18 protein-coding genes, 1 pseudogene and 1 riboswitch are annotated in these 20138 nt (G+C 70.9%); of the genes and pseudogenes, 10 read left to right on the forward strand and 9 right to left on the reverse strand.

Going from position 1 to position 20138, the window contains the following annotated elements; genetic code table 11:
• Positions 1–353: 353 nt before the first annotated feature.
• Positions 354–935 carry a flavin reductase family protein gene (locus ACGFR9_RS13145; RefSeq protein WP_393206614.1) on the reverse strand — a complete coding sequence of 194 codons (582 nt, stop codon included), beginning with the start codon at positions 933–935 and terminating at the stop codon, positions 354–356.
• Positions 936–1251: 316 nt separating this feature from the next.
• Here ACGFR9_RS13145 and cdgB point away from each other — a divergent pair, with 316 nt between their 5' ends.
• The gene (gene cdgB / locus ACGFR9_RS13150) at positions 1252–2949 is read left to right on the forward strand and encodes a diguanylate cyclase CdgB (RefSeq protein ID WP_393206617.1); all 1698 of its coding nucleotides are present in this window, start codon (positions 1252–1254) and stop codon (positions 2947–2949) included.
• Positions 2950–3067: 118 nt separating this feature from the next.
• Positions 3068–4000, forward strand: coding sequence for a carbohydrate-binding protein (locus ACGFR9_RS13155; RefSeq protein WP_393206620.1), 933 nt, complete (start codon positions 3068–3070; stop codon positions 3998–4000).
• A gap of 6 nt (positions 4001–4006) precedes the next feature.
• Here the strand turns inward: ACGFR9_RS13155 and ACGFR9_RS13160 are convergent, their stop codons facing one another.
• The 3 genes from ACGFR9_RS13160 to ACGFR9_RS13170 form a co-directional block, all read right to left on the reverse strand.
• The gene (locus ACGFR9_RS13160) at positions 4007–4936 is read right to left on the reverse strand and encodes a 1-phosphofructokinase family hexose kinase (protein ID WP_393206624.1); all 930 of its coding nucleotides are present in this window, start codon (positions 4934–4936) and stop codon (positions 4007–4009) included.
• 119 nt (positions 4937–5055) lie between these two features.
• The gene (gene nagA / locus ACGFR9_RS13165) at positions 5056–6201 is read right to left on the reverse strand and encodes an N-acetylglucosamine-6-phosphate deacetylase (RefSeq protein ID WP_393206627.1); all 1146 of its coding nucleotides are present in this window, start codon (positions 6199–6201) and stop codon (positions 5056–5058) included.
• The gene (locus ACGFR9_RS13170) at positions 6201–7154 is read right to left on the reverse strand and encodes an ROK family protein (protein WP_393206630.1); all 954 of its coding nucleotides are present in this window, start codon (positions 7152–7154) and stop codon (positions 6201–6203) included. The genes nagA and ACGFR9_RS13170 overlap by 1 nt, the downstream gene beginning before the upstream one ends.
• 152 nt (positions 7155–7306) lie before the next feature.
• Here ACGFR9_RS13170 and ACGFR9_RS13175 point away from each other — a divergent pair, with 152 nt between their 5' ends.
• Together ACGFR9_RS13175 and ACGFR9_RS13180 are read left to right on the forward strand one after the other, a co-directional pair.
• Entirely contained in the window at positions 7307–8542 is a 1236-nt protein-coding gene (locus tag ACGFR9_RS13175; protein ID WP_393206633.1) for an extracellular solute-binding protein, read from the forward strand.
• Between the two features lie 10 nt (positions 8543–8552).
• A complete protein-coding gene (locus ACGFR9_RS13180) occupies positions 8553–8792 on the forward strand; it encodes a DUF3263 domain-containing protein (protein ID WP_393206636.1) in 240 nt (79 codons plus the stop codon).
• 100 nt (positions 8793–8892) lie between these two features.
• On the opposite strand, the gene otsB is transcribed toward ACGFR9_RS13180, so the two are convergent.
• From otsB to ACGFR9_RS13195, 3 genes are read right to left on the reverse strand one after another with little or no spacing between them, the layout of a single operon-like run.
• On the reverse strand, positions 8893–9732 hold the full coding sequence (gene otsB, locus ACGFR9_RS13185) for a trehalose-phosphatase (RefSeq protein ID WP_393206639.1): 840 nt from the start codon (positions 9730–9732) through the stop codon (positions 8893–8895).
• 10 nt (positions 9733–9742) lie between these two features.
• Positions 9743–11143: a trehalose-6-phosphate synthase gene (locus ACGFR9_RS13190; RefSeq protein WP_393206642.1), complete on the reverse strand. Its 1401-nt coding sequence runs from the start codon at positions 11141–11143 to the stop codon at positions 9743–9745.
• A 58-nt stretch (positions 11144–11201) separates the two neighbouring features.
• On the reverse strand, positions 11202–12173 hold the full coding sequence (locus ACGFR9_RS13195; RefSeq protein ID WP_393206645.1) for a glucosyl-3-phosphoglycerate synthase: 972 nt from the start codon (positions 12171–12173) through the stop codon (positions 11202–11204).
• A 141-nt stretch (positions 12174–12314) separates the two neighbouring features.
• Positions 12315–12462: riboswitch (SAM riboswitch) on the forward strand.
• A 17-nt stretch (positions 12463–12479) separates the two neighbouring features.
• On the opposite strand from ACGFR9_RS13195, the gene thrC reads away from it, so the two are divergent.
• From thrC to groL, 4 genes are all read left to right on the forward strand, one after another.
• Positions 12480–13766, forward strand: coding sequence for a threonine synthase (gene thrC / locus ACGFR9_RS13200; RefSeq protein WP_393206648.1), 1287 nt, complete (start codon positions 12480–12482; stop codon positions 13764–13766).
• A 120-nt stretch (positions 13767–13886) separates the two neighbouring features.
• Positions 13887–14162 (forward strand): ubiquitin-like small modifier protein 1, encoded by a 276-nt coding sequence (locus ACGFR9_RS13205; RefSeq protein ID WP_030864454.1) that lies wholly within the window; start codon positions 13887–13889, stop codon positions 14160–14162.
• A 430-nt stretch (positions 14163–14592) separates the two neighbouring features.
• The gene (locus ACGFR9_RS13210; RefSeq protein ID WP_004929928.1) at positions 14593–14796 is read left to right on the forward strand and encodes a cold-shock protein; all 204 of its coding nucleotides are present in this window, start codon (positions 14593–14595) and stop codon (positions 14794–14796) included.
• Positions 14797–15188: 392 nt separating this feature from the next.
• The gene (gene groL, locus ACGFR9_RS13215) at positions 15189–16811 is read left to right on the forward strand and encodes a chaperonin GroEL (protein WP_311646408.1); all 1623 of its coding nucleotides are present in this window, start codon (positions 15189–15191) and stop codon (positions 16809–16811) included.
• Positions 16812–16900: 89 nt separating this feature from the next.
• Here the strand turns inward: groL and ACGFR9_RS13220 are convergent, their stop codons facing one another.
• Both ACGFR9_RS13220 and ACGFR9_RS13225 read right to left on the reverse strand, forming a co-directional pair.
• Complete coding sequence (locus ACGFR9_RS13220; protein WP_393206653.1) at positions 16901–17065, reverse strand: hypothetical protein; 165 nt, start codon at positions 17063–17065, stop codon at positions 16901–16903.
• Between the two features lie 16 nt (positions 17066–17081).
• Positions 17082–17267 (reverse strand): annotated as a pseudogene (locus tag ACGFR9_RS13225) (hypothetical protein); the annotation flags it as partial.
• Positions 17268–17373: 106 nt separating this feature from the next.
• Here ACGFR9_RS13225 and ACGFR9_RS13230 point away from each other — a divergent pair.
• Together ACGFR9_RS13230 and ACGFR9_RS13235 are read left to right on the forward strand one after the other, a co-directional pair.
• Positions 17374–18504 (forward strand): NADH:flavin oxidoreductase, encoded by a 1131-nt coding sequence (locus ACGFR9_RS13230; RefSeq protein ID WP_393206656.1) that lies wholly within the window; start codon positions 17374–17376, stop codon positions 18502–18504.
• 139 nt (positions 18505–18643) lie between these two features.
• Positions 18644–20122 carry an MFS transporter gene (locus tag ACGFR9_RS13235; protein ID WP_393206659.1) on the forward strand — a complete coding sequence of 493 codons (1479 nt, stop codon included), beginning with the start codon at positions 18644–18646 and terminating at the stop codon, positions 20120–20122.
• The last annotated feature ends 16 nt before the right edge of the window (positions 20123–20138 follow it).

Raw genomic sequence — 20138 nt, forward strand, 5'->3', positions numbered from 1 at the left:
CGGGCCCCCTCGGGGTGTGACCCCGGGCCCTGGCGCCCCCTGCGGGGGGTGGTTTCGCGCCTTCGGCGGGTGCGGGTGTGTTGTGGCTGGTCGCGCAGTTCCCCGCGCCCCTTCGGGGGGTGTGGCTCGCGGCGGCTGTCGAGTTCGTGGGTGGGTGCGGGTGTGTTGTGGCTGGTCGCGCAGTTCCCCGCGCCCCTTCGGGGGGTGTGGCTCACGGCGTGCCGCAGGGTGGCATGGGTGGGCGCCGGGTCGCGCCGTTCGCCCCCGGTTGTGATCCCGTGCGGGGAATTCATGCGGGGCGGGAGGGGAAATCCCGTGAGGGAAACGGGATTTCGGCTGCCGGCGCAATGCGGTCAGCGCAACTGGCGGTAACGGCCGCGGAAATAGGCCAGGGGGCCGCCCTCCGCGCTCGGGATGTGGGCCGTCAGGACGTGCCCGATGACCAGGGTGTGGTCCCCGGCCGGGACGCGTCGTTCCGTGCGGCATTCCATCGTCGCCAGCGCCCCGCCGACCAGCGGTGAGCCGCTGTGTTCGCCGCGCCGGTACGGAATGTCCGCGAAGAGCAGCCGGTCGCTGACCCGCCCCTTCATCGCGAAACGACCCGCGACATGGCGCTGGCTCTCGGAGAGCACGGACACCGCCCACAGGGGCTGTTCGTCGAGGAGTTCGTCCATGCGGGAGCCGTTGCGCAGACTGACCAGCACCAGCGGCGGGTCCAGCGAGACCGACATGAACGCGGTGGCCGTCATGCCGACGTCCTCGCCGGCCGGCGCCGAGGGGTCGTCGGGGTCCAGCGGCGGCTCCTGCGCGGTCACCAGGACCACGCCGGCGGCCAGCCGGGACAGGGCGGCACGGAACTCGTCGTTGCTCACCCCCTCAGCATGACGGGCGGCGGGCACAACGGTGATCGTGGACGGGGCGGAAGTGTTCGGCACGCCGGAAACGCTAATGTCCGCTCCACAGGTTCCGCATCGGGCCCCGGCCCGAGACGGGACCTAGGACCAACGCCCGAGACGGGCACAGTCCATGCACAAGCACCACAAAAACTGCGTTCGGTAAGCACACCCGTAAAGCGCGGAAAGTCCACGCAACTGTTCACGTTTGGTTGTGACTTGAGTCACAAGGGGCAAGAATTGTTGACCCTGTGTACCGAGTGGGCAGCGCGCTGTGATTCAGTGGCGGGGAAACTGCTGGGACGATACGCCGAAGAGAACGCTTGATTCGCTGCGAGGTCTCGGGAGGAGGGCGAGGATGGAGACCGAGTCGGAACCCTACGTCCGCCTTGCGTCGCTGCGGCAACTCCACTCGGCCATGGCCGACATGAACACGGCCCGCAGCCTCGCGGACACCCTGCAGACCGTCGCCGACGGCGTCGTGGACGCCCTCAACTACGAACTCGCGTGTGTCAATCTCGTACGCCCCGACGGTGATCTCGTCGTCGCCGCCCTGGCCGGGAACTCCGCGGCCGAGGCCCTCATCACCGGCCGGACCGGCTCCCGCGAGTCCTGGGACCGCCGACTGCACATGGGCGAGCGCTGGGGCGACCTGGTGTTCATACCGCACACCGAGGGCTGGGTCCTCGACGACGACGACGTACCGCAGTGGTACACCGACGGGCCCGCGCCCCGCTTCGAGGACGAGTGGCACCCCTCGGACCGGCTCTTCGCGCCGATGTACGCCCCCGGCCCGCAGGGTGGCGGCACCTCCGGAGAGCTGGTCGGCATCCTGTCCGTGGACCGCCCGCGCAACGGCCGCCGGCCCGGCGCCTGGGGCCGCGAGGCCCTGCAGATGTACGCCTTCCAGGCCGCCATCGCGATCAGCAACGCGCGCCTGCGTGCCAACATGCAGCGCGCCCTGGTCCGTCTGGAGCGCGAGCAGCAGGCGCTGCGGGCCAGCGAGGAGAGCTTCCGGCAGGCCTTCGAGTACGCGCCCTCCGGCATGGCCATCGCCGAGATGGGCGGTGACCAGCACGGCCGCATCCTGCGCACCAACGACGCCCTGTGCCGCCTCCTCGGCCGCCCCGCCTCCGCGATGCGCCGCTACTCCTTCTCCGACCTGGTCCACCCCGAGGACATAGGCACCCTGCTCCGCACCTCCGCCGAGGGCGGCCGGGCCGAGCTGCGCCTGTGCCGCCGCGACAGCACCTACGTCTGGGTGTCCCTGCGCAACAGCGTGGTCGCCGACGCCGCCGACGGGCCGCGTTTCCTCCTCACCCACGTCGAGGACATAGAGGAGCGCAAGCGCCGCGAGCTCCAGCTCGCCCACCGCGCCTCCCACGACTCGCTCACCGGGCTGCCGAACTCCGCCGAGCTGCGCGCCCGGCTGTCGTCCCGGCTGTGCCGGCAGTCGCCGCAGCCCGTGCTGCCCGCCACCGTCGACTCCATGGAACCCTTCGAGTCCTTCGGCTCCGTGGACGGCTTCGACGCCGCCTACGGCCCGCCCGCCTTCGACCGGGGCCACGACTTCGACTTCCCGCCGGGCGCCGAGAAGTACGACGGCTTCGACCACCATGTGCACCTGGTCGCGCCCGCCGCCGAGTTCGACGACGGCGCCAAGGGTCTCGCGGTGCTCTTCTGCGACCTCGACGGCTTCAAGTCGATCAACGACCGGTTCGGGCACAACGCGGGCGACGCCGTGCTCATCGAGGTCGCCCGCCGGCTCGGCAACGGCGTACGGGACGGCGACACCGTCGCCCGGCTCGGCGGCGACGAGTTCGTGATCCTCGCCGACGGTCTCGGCCGGGCCGACGCCCAGGACCTCGCCGTGCGGCTGCGCAACGAGATCATCCAGCCCATCCGGGCCGAGGGACGGGCCGTCAGGGTCGGCGCCAGTTTCGGCATCGGGTGGGCGCACTGCGGGATGACGGCGGACGAAGTGTTGAAGTCCGCCGACGAGCGGATGTACGTCGAGAAACGATCTCGTCCCAAACAGCATCGCCGTGCCGGATGAATCGCAGGTCAGTCGAGCGATGCGGTCGGAGTCACCCGTTCGGGTCATGAGAAGCAGGTAGGCTCGCTAGCTCCACCCCCTCACTCTGCACCCGATCCGCAGCTAGGAGCACCAAGGGATGACGGCCGGCAACAACGGCGCGAGCACGCCGGAGGACGACGACCCGTTCGGCTACCTCTACGCCGACGGGCAGGCCAACGGCGCCCAGCCGCCGTCCGGGGGCTACGGCTACCCGAACTCGGTCAACCGGGTGCGGCCGGTCGGGACCCGCCAGTACGGCCAGCCGGGCGCCGCCCCGCAGGCTCCGCCGCCGCAGCAGGGTGTCTACGGCCAGCCGAGCGCCCACTACGCCGCTCCGGAGACGCTGCCCGGCGGGGCGCCCAGCGCCCATGCGTCGCACGGCGGCGGGGGCGGCCGGGGCCGCGGCCCGAACACCAAGGGCCTCCTGATCGGCGCGATCGCGGTCGTCGCCGCGGTCGTCATCGGCATCGGCATCGCCATGATCGGCGGCGATGACGACGACAAGGGTGACAACCAGGCGGACTCCACCCCGACCCAGTCCCAGGACACGGGCGAGCCGACACCGTCGGCGAGCAAGGGCGACGACGAGGAGACGGCGGAGCTGCCCACCATCGACGCGAAGGCGCTGCGGCTCGGCGGTACGGCCGCCACCGCGTCGGACGTCGCGGGCGCGCAGTCCGACGGCGGCGTCTACGTGGCCGGCCTCAACCAGCCGGGGAACTCGGTCACCTGGACCGTCGACGGCATCCCGGAGGACGGCGCCTACACCGTCTTCGTGCGCTACAGCACCGCCGACGAGGACCAGTCGATGACGCTCACCGTCAACGGCAAGGAGTTCGGCTCCAAGGTCAACATGGGCAACTTCGCCCACGCCAAGGACGGCGACTTCTCCAAGGGCTGGACCAAGACCTACTCCTGGCCCACCCTCAACAAGGGCACCAACACCATCTCGGTCTCCTGCGCCGACGGCGACAAGTGCAACGTCCTGCTGGACCAGATGTGGCTGAAGAAGGGCCAGGTCAAGGACTGACCTGGCCTAGGCCGCGCTGCTCTCCCGTGTCACCGTGACCCCCGTCAGCAGCTCCTCGTAGGCCGTCCGGTCGAAGTCGCCGGCCGTCGGGGACAGGACCGTCGCCGTCGACAGGGCTACCGCGCGGACCAGGCGGTCCGGCCAGGGGCGGTGTTCGACCAGGGCCGACAACAGGCCCGCGACCGCGGAGTCGCCGGCCCCCGTCGGGTTGCCGGCCAGCCGGGTCGGCGGGGTCGCGCGCCAGCGGCCCTCCGGGGTGACCGCGAGGAGGCCCTTCGGCCCCAGGGAGGCGACCACCGTGCCCGCGCCGCGCCGGCGGGCGTCCTGGATGGCGCGCAACGGCTCGTGGGAGCCGGTGAGTTCGGCCAGCTCGTCGGCGTTCGGCTTGAGGATGTCGGGACGGCCCGCCACCCCGCGCCGCAGCGCCGCACCGCTGGTGTCGAGCAGGGCCGGCACCCGCGCCGCGCGTGCCGTGCGGAGCAGGCCCGCGTACGCGCCCACGGGGACGCCCGGGGGCAGGCTGCCGCACAGGGCCACCGCCGAGGCGGAGGCGAGGAGATCCTCGTAGACCTCCTGGAAGGCGGCCCATTCGGCGTGGGTGATCGTCGGGCCGGGTTCGTTGAGCTGGGTGGTGTCGCCGGCGCGTCCGTCGACGACGGCGACGGTGCGGCGGGTCGTGCCGGAGACCGGGACGAGCGCGTCCGTCAGGCGCGGGACCTCGGTGAGCCGGTCGCGCAGGATCCGGCCCGTCGTGCCGCCCGAGAAGCCGGTGACCGTCACCTCGTGGCCGAGGGCGGCGAGCACCCTGGCGACGTTGACGCCCTTGCCGCCGGGGCTCTCCGTCACCTCGGAGACCCGGTGCGAGGCACCGGACCGCAGGGACGGTACGCGATAGGTGATGTCGAGAGCGGTGTTCAGCGTGACCGTGAGTATCACCGGGCCGACCTCCCCTTCCACCTGCGCACACTCGTAGCACTCGTGGTCACGATCATGCCAAAGGGACGGCGGTCGGCCCAGCCCCCGAACCGGCCGCCGTTCTCCGAGGGCGGGACGGATCAGCCCAGTTCGGGACGGACCACCCATGCGCCCCGGCGCATCACGCCCACCAGGTCGAACCCGGCGTCCAGCACCACCAGGTCGGCGTCCTTCCCGGGCTCCAGGGAGCCGATGCGGTCGTCCCGGCCGAGCAGCCGGGCCGGATTGGCGGAGATCGCCCGTACGACGTCCTCGACGGGCAGCCCGTCCACCGTGACCGCCCGCTTGAAGGCGCGGTCCAGGGTGAGCGTGGAGCCGGCGATCGAGCCGCCCTCCACCAGCCGGGCCACCCCGTCCGCGACCTCGACCTCCAGCGGGCCGAGCATGTAGCGGCCGTCGCCGAAGCCGGCCGCGTCCATCGCGTCGGTGATGAAGGCGACCCGGCCCGCGCCCGCGTGGTGGAAGGCCAACTGGAGGGCGGCGGGGTGCAGATGGGTGCCGTCGTTGATCAGCTCGACCGTGACCCGCTCGTCCTCCAGCAGCGCGGTGATCGGGCCGGGGGAGCGGTGGCCGAGCGGCGGCATCGCGTTGAACAGGTGCGTGGCGACCGTCGCCCCCGCGTCGATCGCCTGCAGCGTCTGCTCGTACGTGGCGTCCGTGTGCCCGACGGCGGCGATCACGCCGTGCTCCGCGAGCAGCCGTACGGAGTCCAGGCCGCCGGGCAGCTCGGTCGCCAGGGTCATCATCCGCGCGTGTCCGTGCGCCGCGTCGACCAGCTTGCGGACCTCGGCCGGGTCGGGGTCGCGCAGCAGACCCTCGTCGTGCGCGCCCTTGCGGCAGGGGGAGATGAACGGGCCCTCGAAGTGGATGCCGGCGATCTCGCCCTGCTGGGCCAGTTCGGCCAGCATCCCGGCATGCCGGGCGAGGAAGTCCAGGTCGCCGGTGACGGCGGAGGCGACCACCGTGGTGGTGCCGTGCAGACGGTGGGTGTGGACGCCCTTGAGGACGTCCTCGGCGGTGCCGCCGGCGAAGGAGGCGCCGCCGCCGCCGTGGTTGTGGAGGTCGACGAAGCCGGGGACCACCCAGTGGCCGCCGAGATCGACCGTCTCCGCACGCTCGGGCGCCGTGTCCGCGATCCGCGTGCCCTCGATGATCACGCGGCCGTCGTCCACGGTCCCGGTGGGAAGTACCACCCGGGCACCGGTCAGAACCTTGGTGGGGGCCATCAGGTGGTTACCTCCGAAGGAGACGAGGGGTCAGTGGTGTCGGCGAGCAGGTCCCAGGCGAGGAGCCCCGCGCCCAGGCATCCGGCGGTGTCCCCGAGGGCCGCGGGGACCAGGGACGGCAGCTTCTGGAAGGTGACCCGCCGCCGGACGGCCTCCCGCAGTGGTGTGAACAAGGTTTCCCCCGCCTCGGCGAGCCCGCCACCGATGATCAGCGTCCTGGGGTCCAGCAGGGTGAGCGCGGTGACCAGCCCGTCGGCGAGCGCGTCCACCGCGTCCTGCCACACCCGGCGGGCCTGTACGTCACCGGACTCGACGGCCTTGGCGCAGTCCGCGGCGTCCGCGCCCGGGTCGCCGCAGGCGGCGGCCCAGGCCTCTCCGACCGCGGCGGCGGACGCGTACCGCTCCAGACAGCCGCGCTGGCCGCAGGGACAGACGGCACCCTGCTGCCGTACGACGACATGGCCGATCTCGCCCGCGAAGCCGTGCGCGCCCGCCTCCACCCGGCCGTCGATGCCGATGGCGCCCGCGATGCCGGTGCCCAGCGGCACGAACAGGAACCGGTCCGCGCCCCGGCCCGCGCCGATCCGGCCCTCGGCGAGACCGCCGGTGCGGACGTCGTGGCCGAGGGCGACGGGGACGCCGAGCCGTTCGGTGAGCAGTGCGCGCAGCGGGACGTCGCGCCAGCCGAGGTTGGCCGCGTAGACGGCGACGCCTTCGGACTCGTCGACGATGCCGGGGACGGCGACGCCGGCGGCGGACGCGGGTTCGCCGTACCGCCGTACGCCGTCGGCGCGCAGGTCGGCGGCGAAGCCGAGGATGTCCGCGACGACCGCGTCCGGGCCGCGTTCGCGGCCGGTGGCCCGGCGGTCCTGGTGCAGCAGCTCGCCGTCCGCCCCGACCAGCGCGGCCTTCATCCCGGTGCCGCCCACATCGAGGGCGATGACGTGTCTCACGGGTGACAGTGTGGACCGGCTACCCTCAAGAGGTCTAGTCCACTCGCGTGGTGTAGACCTTATTCCGATTATCGAATGTTTTCCGATGGCGCGTCAGCGCCGGGGCAGGGGTAAGGCACGTGCAGCGGCGGGTCAGGACAAGGGTGATCGCGGTGGTGTCCGCACTGGGGCTGACGGGAGTCCTCGGCGGATGCGGTCTCGGTGGCGGATCATCCGACGTGACGCTGAAGCTGGTCGCCGCCGACTACGGCGACAGCGAGTCCAACAGCTCCGAGAAGTACTGGCAGGACCTGGCCGACCGGTACGAGTCCGAGCACCCCGATGTGAAGATCGACGTGGACGTCTACTCCTGGAACGACGTCGACCGCAAGGTCAAGGAGATGGTCGACGCGGGCGAGGCGCCCGACCTGGCGCAGATCGGCGCGTACGCCGACTACGCGGCCGAGGGGCGGCTCTACAAGGCCGGCGACCTGCTCTCCATCCCCGTCCAGGCGGACTTCCTCTCCCAGCTGACCACCGCGGGCGAGGTCAACAGCGTGCAGTACGGCATGCCGTTCGCCTCCTCCACGCGCGTGCTGTTCTACAACAAGACCCTGTTCGACGAGGCCGGCATCACCCCGCCGAAGACCTGGGACGAGCTCGCCGCGGACGCCGAGGCGCTCAAGGCGGACGGCGTGAAGTACCCGTACGCGCTGCCGCTCGGCCCGGAGGAGGCGCAGGCCGAGACCATGCAGTGGATGCTCGGCGGTGAAGGCGGCTACACCGACATCACGGGCACCTACAGCATCGACTCCGCGGCGAACGTCGAGACCTTCGGCTGGCTCAAGAGCGAACTGGTCGGCAAGGGCCTGACGGGCCCGGTCGCACCCGGCAAGCTCGACCGGGCCGACGCGTTCGAGGCGTTCGCCGCCGGGCAGGTCGGCATGCTCAACGGGCATCCCTCGCTGATGGAGACGGCGAAGGCGAAGGGCGTGAAGTTCGGCATGGTGCCGACGCCGGGCGCCGAGGGCGAGAGCAAGGCCACGCTCGGCGTCGCCGACTGGATGATGGCCTTCAAGGAGAACGGCCACCGCGACGAGATCGGCGACTTCCTCGACTTCGTCTACAGCGAGGACAACGTGCTCGCGTTCTCCCGCGAGTACAACCTGCTGCCGGTCACCGTCTCCGCGTCCCGGACGATGGCCGCGTCCGAGCAGGACAAGGACCTGAAGCCGTTCCTCGACCAGCTGGCGACCTCGGAGCTCTACCCGGTCGGCAACACCTCCTGGGCGGCGGTCAACGCGGCGGTGAAGAAGCAGATCGGCAAGGCGGTCACCCCGAACGGCAGCCCCGCGGGCGTCCTCGGCGGCCTCCAGGCGGCGGCGACGCGCGCGGAGGCGGCGGGGTAGCCTGCGGGGCATGGACACGGGAGACGGGGGACTCGCCCAGCGCGAGCAGGACATCCTGGCCCTGGAACGCCGGGGCTTCTCGGGCCCCGGCGTCAAGGAGCGCGCCATCCGAGAGGAACTGGGCCTGGCCCCCGTCCGCTACTACCAACTCCTCAACGCCCTCCTGGACAACCCCCGGGCCCTGGCCCACGACCCGATCACGGTCAACCGCCTCCGCCGAGTCCGCGAATCCCGCCGCGCCGAGCGCTGATCCGCCGCAAAACGCAGCCTCTCCGGCGTTTGAGGAGCGGGGGTCCGGGGGCAGCGCCCCCGGGGTCGGGAACGGGAAGGGGCGGCGGGGGCGAATCCCGTCAGGGCAGACGCCCCGCCAGCGCCCGCAGCAGCCCCACCACACCCGCCGGTCCGTCGACCACCAGGTCCGAGCGTTCCCTCAGTTCCGTGACCTCGTCGCTGCCGCTGCACACCAGCAGCCCTGGGACGCCGGAGGCACGGAGCCGCTCGACCGCCCCGTACGCCGGCAGGTCGCCCAGGTCGTCGCCCGCGTACAGCACCGACCCCGCGCCGATGGACCGCGCGTGGTCCAGAAGGGCGACGCCCTTGTCCATGCCGGGCGGGCGGAGTTCCAGGACCATGCGGCCGGGCTCGACGATCAGACCGTGCCGCGCCGCCAGCTCGGTGAGCGGCGGGCGCAGGGCGTCGAACGCGGCCTGCGGATCGGTGGCCCGGCGGGTGTGGACCGCCACCGCGCGGCCGCCCTTCTCCTCGACCCACGTGCCCCGCCACGCCCCGGCCCGGTCCAGCAGCTCCGCGCGGACCGCGGCGACCCCGGGGTGCGGGGCGGGCGCGGTGACGGTGTCCGTGACCGCGTCCCAGCGTTCGGCGCCGTAATGGCCGAGGACGACCAGGTGCTCCAGACCCGGCACGCCCGCGAAGCCGCCGTGACGGACCGCGACGTCCGCCGGCCGGCCGGTGACGACCGCGACCGAAGCCACCTTCGGCGCGAGCGCGGCGAGCGCCGGCACCGCGTCCGGGTGCGCGCGGGCCCGCTCCGGGTCGGCCACGATCGGCGCGAGCGTCCCGTCGAAGTCGAGCCCGATCAGCGCCTTGTCCGGCCGGGAGAGAAGTGCGTCCAGTCCGTCCCGTCCCGCCCGCGTGGCGGGCACCGGCGTGGAATCCGTAGGGCTGCCCATGCGTCCCAACCTATCCACGCCCGCCGGTCTCCCGCAGCGCCTCCAGCTGCTCCAGGAACCAGCGCGCCGGGGGCAGCGCGGTCGCCGCCGCCGTCAGGCGCTTGGCGCGCTCGGCCCGTTCCTCCGGGCCCATCGTCAGCGCCTCGTGCAGGGCGCCGGCGGTCTCGACGATGTCGTACGGATTGACCGTGAGCGCGTCCTCACCCAGCTCCTCGTGCGCGCCCGCCTCCCGTGACAGCACCAGCGCGCACCCCGCGTCGGAGACCACCGGGACCTCCTTGGCGACCAGGTTCATGCCGTCGCGCACGGGGTTGACCAGCGCCACGTCCGCCAGCCGGTACGCGGCCAGCGAGCGCGCGAAGTCGTCCTTGAGGTGCAGCAGGACCGGTCGCCAGCCCTCGGTGCCGTACCGCTCGTTGATCTCCTCCGCGACCCGTGCCACCTCCGCGGTGTAGTCGCGGTACACGGCAAGATCCTGCCGGGAGGGGTAGGCGAAGGCGATGTGCACCACACGTTCGCGCCACTCGGGGCGGTCGTCCAGAAGCTGCCGGTAGGCCAGCAGACCGCGCACGATGTTCTTCGAGAGCTCGGTCCGGTCGACCCGTACGATCGTCCGGCGCCCCTCGCCGATCTCCTCCCGGAGCGCCACGATCCGCTCCTCGACGTCCGCCTCGTGGGACCGGGCCCGCAGGAAGTCCGCGTCGGCGCCGAGGCCGTGCACCCCGATCCGGGTGTCCCCGAGCCCGCCCGCGAACTGCTCGCAGCACGCCGTGAACGCGTCCGCCCAGCGGTGGGTGAGGAAGCCGAGCCGGTCCGCGCCCAGCATGCCGCGCAGCAACTGCCCGGCGATGTCGTCGGGCAGCATGCGGAAGTACTCCGGCGGCGCCCACGGCGTGTGCGAGAAGTGCGCGATGCGCAGGTCCGGGCGGAGCTCACGGAGCATCCCGGGGACCAGCGTCAGGTGGTAGTCCTGGACCAGGACCGCCGCACCCGGCGCCGACTCCTCGGCCAGCGCCTCGGCGAACGCCCGGTTGTAGGCCTCGTACGACGCCCACTGCCTGCGGAACTCCGCGTCGAAGACCGGCTCCAGCGGCGTCTGGTACAGCATGTGGTGGACGAACCACAGCACCGAGTTCGCGATCCCGTTGTACGCGTCCGCGTGCACGTCCGCCGGGATGTCCAGCATCCGTACGCCGTCCTCGCCGGCCCCGCGCCGCACCGCCTCCCGGTCGCCGTCGGACAGCGCCGAGCACACCCACAGCGCCCCCGCGTCCGGCCCGATCGCCGAGAGCCCCGACACCAGCCCCCCGCCGCCCCGTTTGGCGCGCAGCGACCCGTCGTCCTCCACCGTGTACGAGACGGGCCCGCGATTCGACGCGACCAGCACCTGAGCACCCTGCGTGACAGCCATACGCCTCAACCTAGCCCGGCCCCAGGGGCCTCAAACGCACACTTCGGCCGTATACGGATCAGGCGACCCTGCGTGCCTGGTACTCCGCGACCTCCGTCATCGGCGGCCGTTCCTCCGTGTCGACCGAGTACGTACGGGGCTCGAAGTTGTCGCCCGCCCGCTCGAACTGGGTCAGGGACGGCCGGATCAGATGGCCGCGGGCCAGGCGCAGCTGGGCGGTGCGGTAGATCGCGGCGGCCATCCGGCCGAGGGCCTGGCCGTCCTGGTGGCGGTGCTTGCGGACGCCGACGTCGACCTGGGCCAGCGCGTCCAGGCCCACCAGGTGCAGCGCGTCGACCAGCATGCCCAGCTCGACGCCGTACCCGACCGGGAACGGCAGCTGCTCGAGGAGGCTCCGGCGGGCCGCGTACTCGCCGCCGAGCGGCTGGACGAAACCGGCCAGCTGGGGCCAGTGCATGTTCAGCAGCGGGCGCGCCATCAGCTCGGTGACCCGGCCGCCCTGACCGGCCGCCACCGTGCCGGAGGCGTGTCCGTCGGACACCGTGAGCGGACGGTCGTACATCGCCTTGACCAGGTGCACGTCGGGCTCGGTGAGCAGCGGGCCGACGATGCCGGAGACGAAGTCGGAGGAGAACTCCCGCAGGTCCGCGTCGACGAAGCACACGATGTCGCCCCGGGTGACGAGCAGCGACCGCCACAGCACCTCGCCCTTGCCGGGCACCGCGGGGATCCGGGGCAGGATCGCGTCCCGGTGCACCACGGTCGCGCCCGCCGCGGCCGCCGCCTCGGCCGTACGGTCCGTCGACCCCGAGTCGACCACCACGATCTCGTCGACCAGCGGAACCCGCAGTACCAGGTCGTGCCGGAGCACCGACACGATGTCGCCGACCGTCGCCTCCTCGTTGAGCGCGGGCAGCACCACGCTCACGGTCTGCCCCGTGGCGCGCTTCGCCGCCAGGATCCGGTGGAGCGGCCGGTCGCCCACGGACCAGGAGCGGTCGGTCAGCCAGCGTTCGACTTCTTCCAGCACGCTCCCGGGCTCCTCACTGGCCTGTGATCCGTCTCGCGGTTCGGACGGGCACTCTCCACCCCGCAGGCCGTCGGTTACAGTCTTGAACAACGCCCGTGACCACCGCATGCCGGGGTCACCGCGTGGACAACAACTGAACACCGCTCATCCAGAGGGGCAGAGGGATACGGCCCGATGAAGCCCCGGCAACCCTCCAGCCGGCTCTTGTCACACAGACGTGGCGAGGCTCCCGGCTAGGGAAGGTGCCAAATCCGTCTCACGGCGAGATGCGTCGTGAGGAAGATGAGGAGAAAGGGCCTCGCCTCCATGGCTGTGCAGACTGTTGCAAGCACCACCGATTCCGCGGTCGACCTCGGCCCCGCAGCGGCGCTCTCCTGCCGCGAGTGCGGCCACCGCGTCCCGCTCGGCCCCGTCTTCGCCTGCGAGGAGTGTTTCGGCCCGCTGGAGATCGCCTACGACTTCTCGGCCTACGACACCGAGGAACTGCGCAAGCGGATCGAAGCGGGACCCGCGAACATCTGGCGCTACGCGCCGCTGCTGCCCGTCCCGGCGGACGTGGCGGACAAGCCCAACATCAACCCCGGCTGGACCAAGCTCGTCCGGGCCGACAACCTCGCCCGTGAGCTGGGTGTCGACCCCGGCAAGCTGTTCGTCAAGGACGACTCCGGCAACCCGACGCACTCCTTCAAGGACCGCGTCGTCGCGCAGGCCATCGAGGCCGCCCGCGCCTTCGGCTTCACCACCCTGTCCTGCTCCTCCACCGGCAACCTCGCCGGCGCCGTCGGTGCCGCCGCGGCCCGCGCCGGCTTCCGGTCCTGTGTGTTCATCCCGCACGACCTGGAACAGGGCAAGGTCGTCATGGCCGCCGTCTACGGCGGTGAACTCGTCGGCATCGAGGGCAACTACGACGACGTGAACCGTTTCTGCTCCGAGCTGATCGGCGACCCGGCCGGCGAGGGCTGGGGGTTCGTCAACGTCAACCTGCGGCCGTACTACGCGGAGGGCTCCAAGACCCTCGCGTACGAGATCTGCGAGCAGCTGGGCTGGGAGCTGCCCGACCAGCTCGTCGTCCCGATCGCCTCCGGCTCGCAGCTCACGAAGATCGACAAGGGGCTGCAGGAGCTGATCAGGCTCGGTCTGGTCGAGGACAAGCCGTACCGGATCTTCGGCGCGCAGGCCGAGGGGTGCTCGCCGGTCTCCACCGCGTACAAGGCGGGGCACGACGTCGTACGTCCGCAGAAGCCGGACACGATCGCCAAGTCGCTGGCGATCGGCAACCCGGCGGACGGGCCGTACGTCCTGGACATCGCACGCCGTACCGGCGGGGCGGTGGAGGACGTCACGGACGAGCAGATCGTCGACGCGATCAAGTTGCTCGCCCGGAGCGAGGGGATCTTCGCGGAGACCGCGGGGGGTGTGACCGTGGGGGTCACCCGGAAGCTGCTGGAGAGCGGGGCGCTCGATCCTTCTCTGACCACCGTGGTGCTCAACACCGGCGATGGTCTGAAGACGCTGGACGCGGTCGCCGGCACGGGGATGACGGCGACGATTCGTCCCAGCCTCGAGTCGTTCCGTGAGGCCGGGCTGGCCTAGCGGCCGTTCTCTCGTCCTCGTCCGCGGGTCGGCGGGGGTTGATCGCGCCCACGCGGCGGCAGCCGCATGTCGATACAGCCCCGCGCCCCCTGGGTAAGTCACCTGACCGGAGGTTTTGTTGTGAGCGTTACCGTACGGATTCCTACCATTCTGCGTACCTACACCGGTGGGCAGGCCGAAGTGAGCGCCGAGGGGGCGACCCTCGGCGAGGTCATCTCGGATCTGGAGAAGAACCACACCGGGATCGCCGCCCGGGTACTGGACGACCAGGGCAAGCTGCGGCGGTTCGTGAACGTGTACGTCAACGACGACGACGTGCGGTTCGAGCAGGGGCTGGAGACGGCCACTCCGGACGGGGCCGGCGTCTCGATCATTCCGGCGGTGGCCGGAGGCTGATCATTACCGTCGGTAATGACGATGACCGAGCGTTTGGGACTTTGCCCCCTCCGTAAGAGAAGCGGAGGGGGCAATTCCATGGGATTGAGCGCGGTAGAGTTGGGGAACACGCCCCCGATCCACTGATCGGGAACCCTTGATTTCTGCCGCGAGCCCGACTGGATGTAGCCAAAGTGCGGGCCCCTTCCACGGCATTTGCGCTGATTGTCCGGTCCGGCTTGCCCTGAATTCAGGCGAATTCTCGCCACATTCCGGACCGGTGTCGTCCAGATTTCTCGTCCGATTGACCTGTTGCAGACGGCAGTTGGGCAGATACATTCAGCCGCGGTCGACGCGTTCCGGCGCACGCCCCCAACCGTTGGGGGGTGAGGTCTGACCCGGATCCGCGAAGTGCGGATCCGTGCAAGGGCCAGTAATAGGGGAGTTAGGCATGGCTCAGGGCACCGTCAAGTGGTTCAACGCGGAGAAGGGGTACGGCTTCATCGCGGTCGACGGTGGTGCGGATGTTTTCGTCCACTACAGCGCGATCCAGATGGACGGCTACCGCACCCTCGAAGAAGGCCAGCGGGTCGAGTTCGAGATCTCGCAGGGTCAGAAGGGCCCGCAGGCCGACATGGTTCGTCTCAGCGCCTGAACGCGCTATCAGCCGAAAGAATCTTCTGCCGGTGAAGGGCCCGCACCCCCCGGGGTGCGGGCCCTTCGCCGTGCCCGCGCCCTGCTCGCGCCGTGTCTGTGCCCTGCCCGCGGGGTGCCGCGCCGGGCCCGCCGCGTGCCCGCGCGGGGGGCGCGCCGTGTTCGCGGGCGGCTGAGCGCGTCCCTGTACTACCCATAGGCGCTTGCACTCGCATGGGTCGAGTGCTAATCATTGGCGTTAGCACTCTGAAGGTGAGAGTGACAACGTAAGGACCGGGTCGGTGAGGCCCGCAGGTCGTGTGGGGCAAGGAACCACAAGGCCGGCGAGCCGTCCGTCGCGGGCGCGGGCGCGGTCCGAAGGAATCACCCCCAGTCCTGGAGGGACCACTTCACATGGCCAAGATCATCGCGTTCGACGAGGAGGCGCGGCGCGGCCTCGAGCGCGGCATGAACCAGCTCGCGGACGCCGTCAAGGTGACGCTCGGCCCCAAGGGCCGCAACGTCGTCCTCGAGAAGAAGTGGGGCGCCCCCACGATCACCAACGATGGTGTGTCCATCGCCAAGGAGATCGAGCTCGAGGACCCGTACGAGAAGATCGGCGCCGAGCTGGTCAAGGAAGTCGCCAAGAAGACGGACGACGTCGCCGGTGACGGTACGACCACCGCGACCGTTCTCGCCCAGGCCCTGGTCAAGGAGGGCCTGCGCAACGTTGCCGCGGGTGCCAACCCGATGGCTCTGAAGCGCGGTATCGAGAAGGCCGTCGAGGCCGTCTCCGGTGCGCTCCTCGAGCAGGCGAAGGATGTCGAGACCAAGGAGCAGATCGCCTCCACGGCCTCCATCTCCGCCGCCGACACCCAGATCGGCGAGCTCATCGCCGAGGCCATGGACAAGGTCGGCAAGGAAGGCGTCATCACCGTCGAGGAGTCCCAGACCTTCGGTCTGGAGCTCGAGCTCACCGAGGGTATGCGCTTCGACAAGGGCTACATCTCGGCGTACTTCGCCACCGACATGGAGCGTATGGAGGCCGTCCTCGACGACCCGTACATCCTGATCGCGAACTCCAAGATCTCCAACGTCAAGGACCTGCTCCCGCTCCTGGAGAAGGTCATGCAGGGCGGCAAGCCGCTGCTGATCATCGCCGAGGACGTCGAGGGCGAGGCCCTGTCGACCCTGGTGGTCAACAAGATCCGCGGCACCTTCAAGTCCGTCGCCGTCAAGGCCCCGGGCTTCGGTGACCGCCGCAAGGCCATGCTCGGCGACATCGCCATCCTCACGGGCGGCGAGGTCATCTCCGAGGAGGTCGGCCTCAAGCTGGAGAACGCGACGCTCGACCTGCTGGGCAAGGCCCGCAAGGTCGTCATCACCAAGGACGAGACCACCATCGTCGACGGTGCCGGCTCGGCCGACCAGGTCCAGGGCCGCGTGAACCAGATTCGCGCCGAGATCGAGAACAGCGACTCGGACTACGACCGCGAGAAGCTGCAGGAGCGCCTGGCGAAGCTCGCCGGCGGTGTCGCGGTCATCAAGGCCGGTGCCGCCACCGAGGTGGAGCTCAAGGAGCGCAAGCACCGCATCGAGGACGCCGTGCGCAACGCCAAGGCGGCCGTCGAGGAGGGCATCGTCGCCGGTGGCGGCGTGGCCCTGCTGCAGGCCTCCCAGGTCTTCGAGAAGCTGGAGCTCGAGGGTGACGAGGCGACCGGCGCCCAGGCCGTGAAGCTGGCGCTCGAGGCCCCGCTGAAGCAGATCGCCGTGAACGCCGGCCTCGAGGGCGGTGTCGTGGTGGAGAAGGTGCGCAACCTGACCCCGGGCCACGGCCTGAACGCCGCGACCGGCGAGTACGTCGACCTGGTCAAGGAAGGCATCATCGACCCGGCGAAGGTGACCCGTTCCGCGCTGCAGAACGCCGCCTCCATCGCCGCGCTCTTCCTCACCACCGAGGCCGTCATCGCCGACAAGCCGGAGAAGTCCGCGGCCCCGGCCGGCGGCGGCATGCCGGGCGGTGACATGGACTTCTGATCCTCCCGAGGATCGGACCCGTCCGCCGTACGACCGAGGGCGGCACCCCCTGTTCCGACAGGGGGTGCCGCCCTCGGGCGTGGGCGGGGTCAGTCCGCGTACTCCTTGAGCTCCTCGGTGTCGAGGGTGATGTCCACGGGGGCAGGGAGTACGACGCCGGTCCCCCAGGGGTATGACGGCGACTGCTGATAGCGGCCGTTCTTGGGCTCGCTGTAGACCCTGACCGTGTAGTTGTCGCGGTCGACGTGTGCCACCGGCGGTCGCCCTCGCCGCCACGGTTTCCCGGCCGCGGCGCAAGTGGCCCGTGCGCTGACAGTTGTTGAGAGCGGTCCGCAGCGCGCACTGCCCGTACGGGAGCGTCCTGGCCAGCGTCTTCACGGAGATGTCGGCGCCGTCGGTGAGCCGGTCGATGAAGGCGGAGCCTCGGGCGCACGGTCGCTTCGTGAGCGGAGTCACGTCTGGGGAGTGAGGGAATGCCTCCCCCCGCCTTCCCGTTGGTGCCGTAGATGCATTTAATGCATGTACACATACTGACCGGTATTCGAAACAGAGGAGCCCCCACGTGACCGTCGCCTCCCCGGACGCCACCGCTCGAGCCGCCGGGATTCTGTCCCGGCCCGTCACCATCAACGGTCTGACCGTTCCCAACCGCATCGCCATGGCGCCGATGACCCGGATGTTCTCGCCGGGCGGGGTGCCCGGGGAGGACGTGGTGTCGTACTACGCGCGCCGGGCCGCCGCCGGTGTCGGGCTGATCGTCACCGAGGGCACGTACGTCGGACACGAGTCGGCCGGGCAGAGCGACCGGGTGCCGCGGTTCCACGGGGAGGAGCAGCTCGCGGGGTGGGTGAAGGTCGCCGAGGCGGTGCACGCGGCGGGCGGCAGGATCGTGCCGCAGCTCTGGCACATCGGCATGGTTCGCGAGCAGGGGCAGGAGCCGTACCCGCAGGCTCCGGCGGTCGGTCCGTCCGGGGTGCGCACGGACGGCACCGAGGGCAAGGGCCGGGTGATGACGCAGACCGACATCGACGATGTCATCGGCGCGTTCGCACAGGCCGCCGCCGACGCCGAGCGGATCGGCTTCGACGGCGTGGAGCTGCACGGCGCCCACGGCTACCTCGTCGACCAGTTCCTGTGGTCCGGCACCAACCGCCGTACCGACGCCTACGGCGGTGACCCGGTCGCGCGCGCCCGGTTCGCGGCGGAGATCGTGGCCGCGGTGCGCGACTCCGTGTCGCCGGAGTTCCCGGTCGTCCTCCGCTACTCGCAGTGGAAGCAGGACGCCTACGATGCCCGGCTCGCCGAGACGCCCCAGGAGCTGGAGGCCATCCTCGCCCCGCTCGCCGAGGCCGGTGTCGACGCCTTCCACGCGTCCACGCGCCGCTACTGGCTCCCGGAGTTCGAGGGCTCCGACCTCAACCTGGCCGGCTGGACGAAGAAGCTGACCGGGAGGCCGAGCATCACCGTCGGTTCCGTCGGACTGGACGGCGAGTTCCTCAAGGCCTTCCGGGGGGAGGGTGCCGCACTCGGCGGCATCGACAACCTGCTCGACCGGATGGAGCGCGACGAGTTCGACCTCGTCGCCGTGGGCCGTGCGCTGCTCCAGGACCCGAACTGGGCGGCCAAGGTGCTGGCCGGGCGCTTCGACGAACTGACGCCGTACGAGGGGTCGGCGCTCAAGACGCTGAGCTGAGCCGGCCAGTGGCGGGTGGCGCCTCCGGACGCGGGGGCGCCATCCGTTTGTCATCCCGTATTAATTTGCTTAAGTCAATCAATCGCCTTAAAGTTGCTTGAGTCAAGTATTGCCCCGAGTCCCGACGGAGACCTCCCTCATGCCCGACGCACTCGACCGTTCGCCCACGCCCGGCACCGCCGCGCCGCCCAGGACCGGCGCCGTGGTGCCCGTACTGGCCTTCGGCGGCATCGTCGTCTCGCTGATGCAGACCCTGGTCATCCCGATCGTGGGGCAACTGCCGCAGTATCTGAACGCCTCCGCCGCGGACGCCGCCTGGGCCATCACCGCCACCCTGCTCGCCGCCGCCGTCGCCACGCCCGTCATGGGCCGGCTCGGCGACATGTACGGCAAGCGCCGCATGCTGCTGGTCAGCATGAGCATGTTGGTCGTGGGCTCCGTCGTCGCCGGACTCAGCGACTCCCTCGTCCCGATGATCGTCGGGCGTGCCCTCCAGGGCCTGTCGTCCGGTGTGATCCCGCTCGGCATCAGCATCCTGCGCGACGAACTGCCCGCCGAGAAGCTGGGCTCCGCCACCGCGATGATCAGCGCCTCGCTCGGTGTCGGCGGAGCGCTCGGGCTGCCCATCGCCGCGCTCATCGCCGACAACTTCGACTGGCACATGCTGTTCTGGATCTCGGCCGGGCTGGGTGTCGTCGCGCTGGTCGCGGTGGCCTCCCTCGTCCCGGAGTCCAAGGTGCGGACCGGGGGGCGGTTCGATCTGCCCGGATCGGTGGGGATGGCGGCCGGGCTGATCTCTCTGCTGCTGGCGATCTCCAAGGGCGGTGACTGGGGGTGGTCCAGCGGGACCACGCTCGGTCTGTTCGCGGCGGCCGTCCTGATCCTGGTCGGCTGGGGCCTCTTCGAGCTGCGTACCGATCAGCCGCTGGTGGATCTGCGGACCACCGTCCGGCCGCAGGTGCTGATCACCAACCTCGCCTCGATCGCCATCGGGTTCGCGATGTTCTCCATGTCCCTGGTCATCCCGCAGGTGCTGCAGCTGCCGGAGGAGACCGGATACGGGCTGGGGCAGTCGCTGCTCATGGCGGGCCTCGTGATGGCGCCCTCCGGTCTGGTGATGATGGCGCTGGCGCCGGTGTCCGCGCTGGTGTCGCGGGCCAAGGGGCCCAAGGTGACGCTGATGATCGGCGCGCTGATCGTGGCCGCGGGGTACGGGCTGAACGTCGTGCTGATGAGCGAGGTCTGGCACTTCGTGCTGGCGTCGTGTGTCATCGGGGCGGGGATCGGGTTCACGTACGGGGCCATGCCTACGCTGATCATGGGGGCGGTGCCGGCGTCGGAGACGGGGGCGGCGAACGCGCTCAACACGCTGATGCGGTCCATCGGTACGTCTGTCGCCAGTGCGGTGGCCGGTGTGGTGCTGGCTCAGATGACCACCGCGTTCGGGGGCTTCGCGCTGCCGTCGGAGGATGCGTTCCGGACGGTGCTGGCGCTGGGGGCCGGGGCGGCGTTGCTCGGGTTTGTCATCGCCGCGTTCATTCCGCGGCGACGGGAGGAATCAGCGGCGGCCGCGGGTGCCGAGGGCGCGGGGGAGGCTGTGGGGGCGGTCAAGGCGTAAGGCGGCGGCGGGGTGG

The organism is Streptomyces sp. NPDC048584, from assembly GCF_043199595.1.
In the GTDB taxonomy this organism is placed as follows: domain Bacteria; phylum Actinomycetota; class Actinomycetes; order Streptomycetales; family Streptomycetaceae; genus Streptomyces; species Streptomyces edwardsiae.

Coding starts and splice junctions, on each gene's coding strand:
- ACGFR9_RS13155 (WP_393206620.1), top strand. CDS start 3,068: ATGACGGCCGGCAACAACGGCGCGAGCACGCCGGAGGACGACGACCCG.
- ACGFR9_RS13180 (WP_393206636.1), top strand. CDS start 8,553: ATGGACACGGGAGACGGGGGACTCGCCCAGCGCGAGCAGGACATCCTG.
- otsB (WP_393206639.1), bottom strand. CDS start 9,732: ATGGGCAGCCCTACGGATTCCACGCCGGTGCCCGCCACGCGGGCGGGA.
- thrC (WP_393206648.1), top strand. CDS start 12,480: ATGGCTGTGCAGACTGTTGCAAGCACCACCGATTCCGCGGTCGACCTC.
- ACGFR9_RS13235 (WP_393206659.1), top strand. CDS start 18,644: ATGCCCGACGCACTCGACCGTTCGCCCACGCCCGGCACCGCCGCGCCG.
- ACGFR9_RS13190 (WP_393206642.1), bottom strand. CDS start 11,143: ATGGCTGTCACGCAGGGTGCTCAGGTGCTGGTCGCGTCGAATCGCGGG.
- groL (WP_311646408.1), top strand. CDS start 15,189: ATGGCCAAGATCATCGCGTTCGACGAGGAGGCGCGGCGCGGCCTCGAG.
- cdgB (WP_393206617.1), top strand. CDS start 1,252: ATGGAGACCGAGTCGGAACCCTACGTCCGCCTTGCGTCGCTGCGGCAA.
- nagA (WP_393206627.1), bottom strand. CDS start 6,201: ATGGCCCCCACCAAGGTTCTGACCGGTGCCCGGGTGGTACTTCCCACC.
- ACGFR9_RS13210 (WP_004929928.1), top strand. CDS start 14,593: ATGGCTCAGGGCACCGTCAAGTGGTTCAACGCGGAGAAGGGGTACGGC.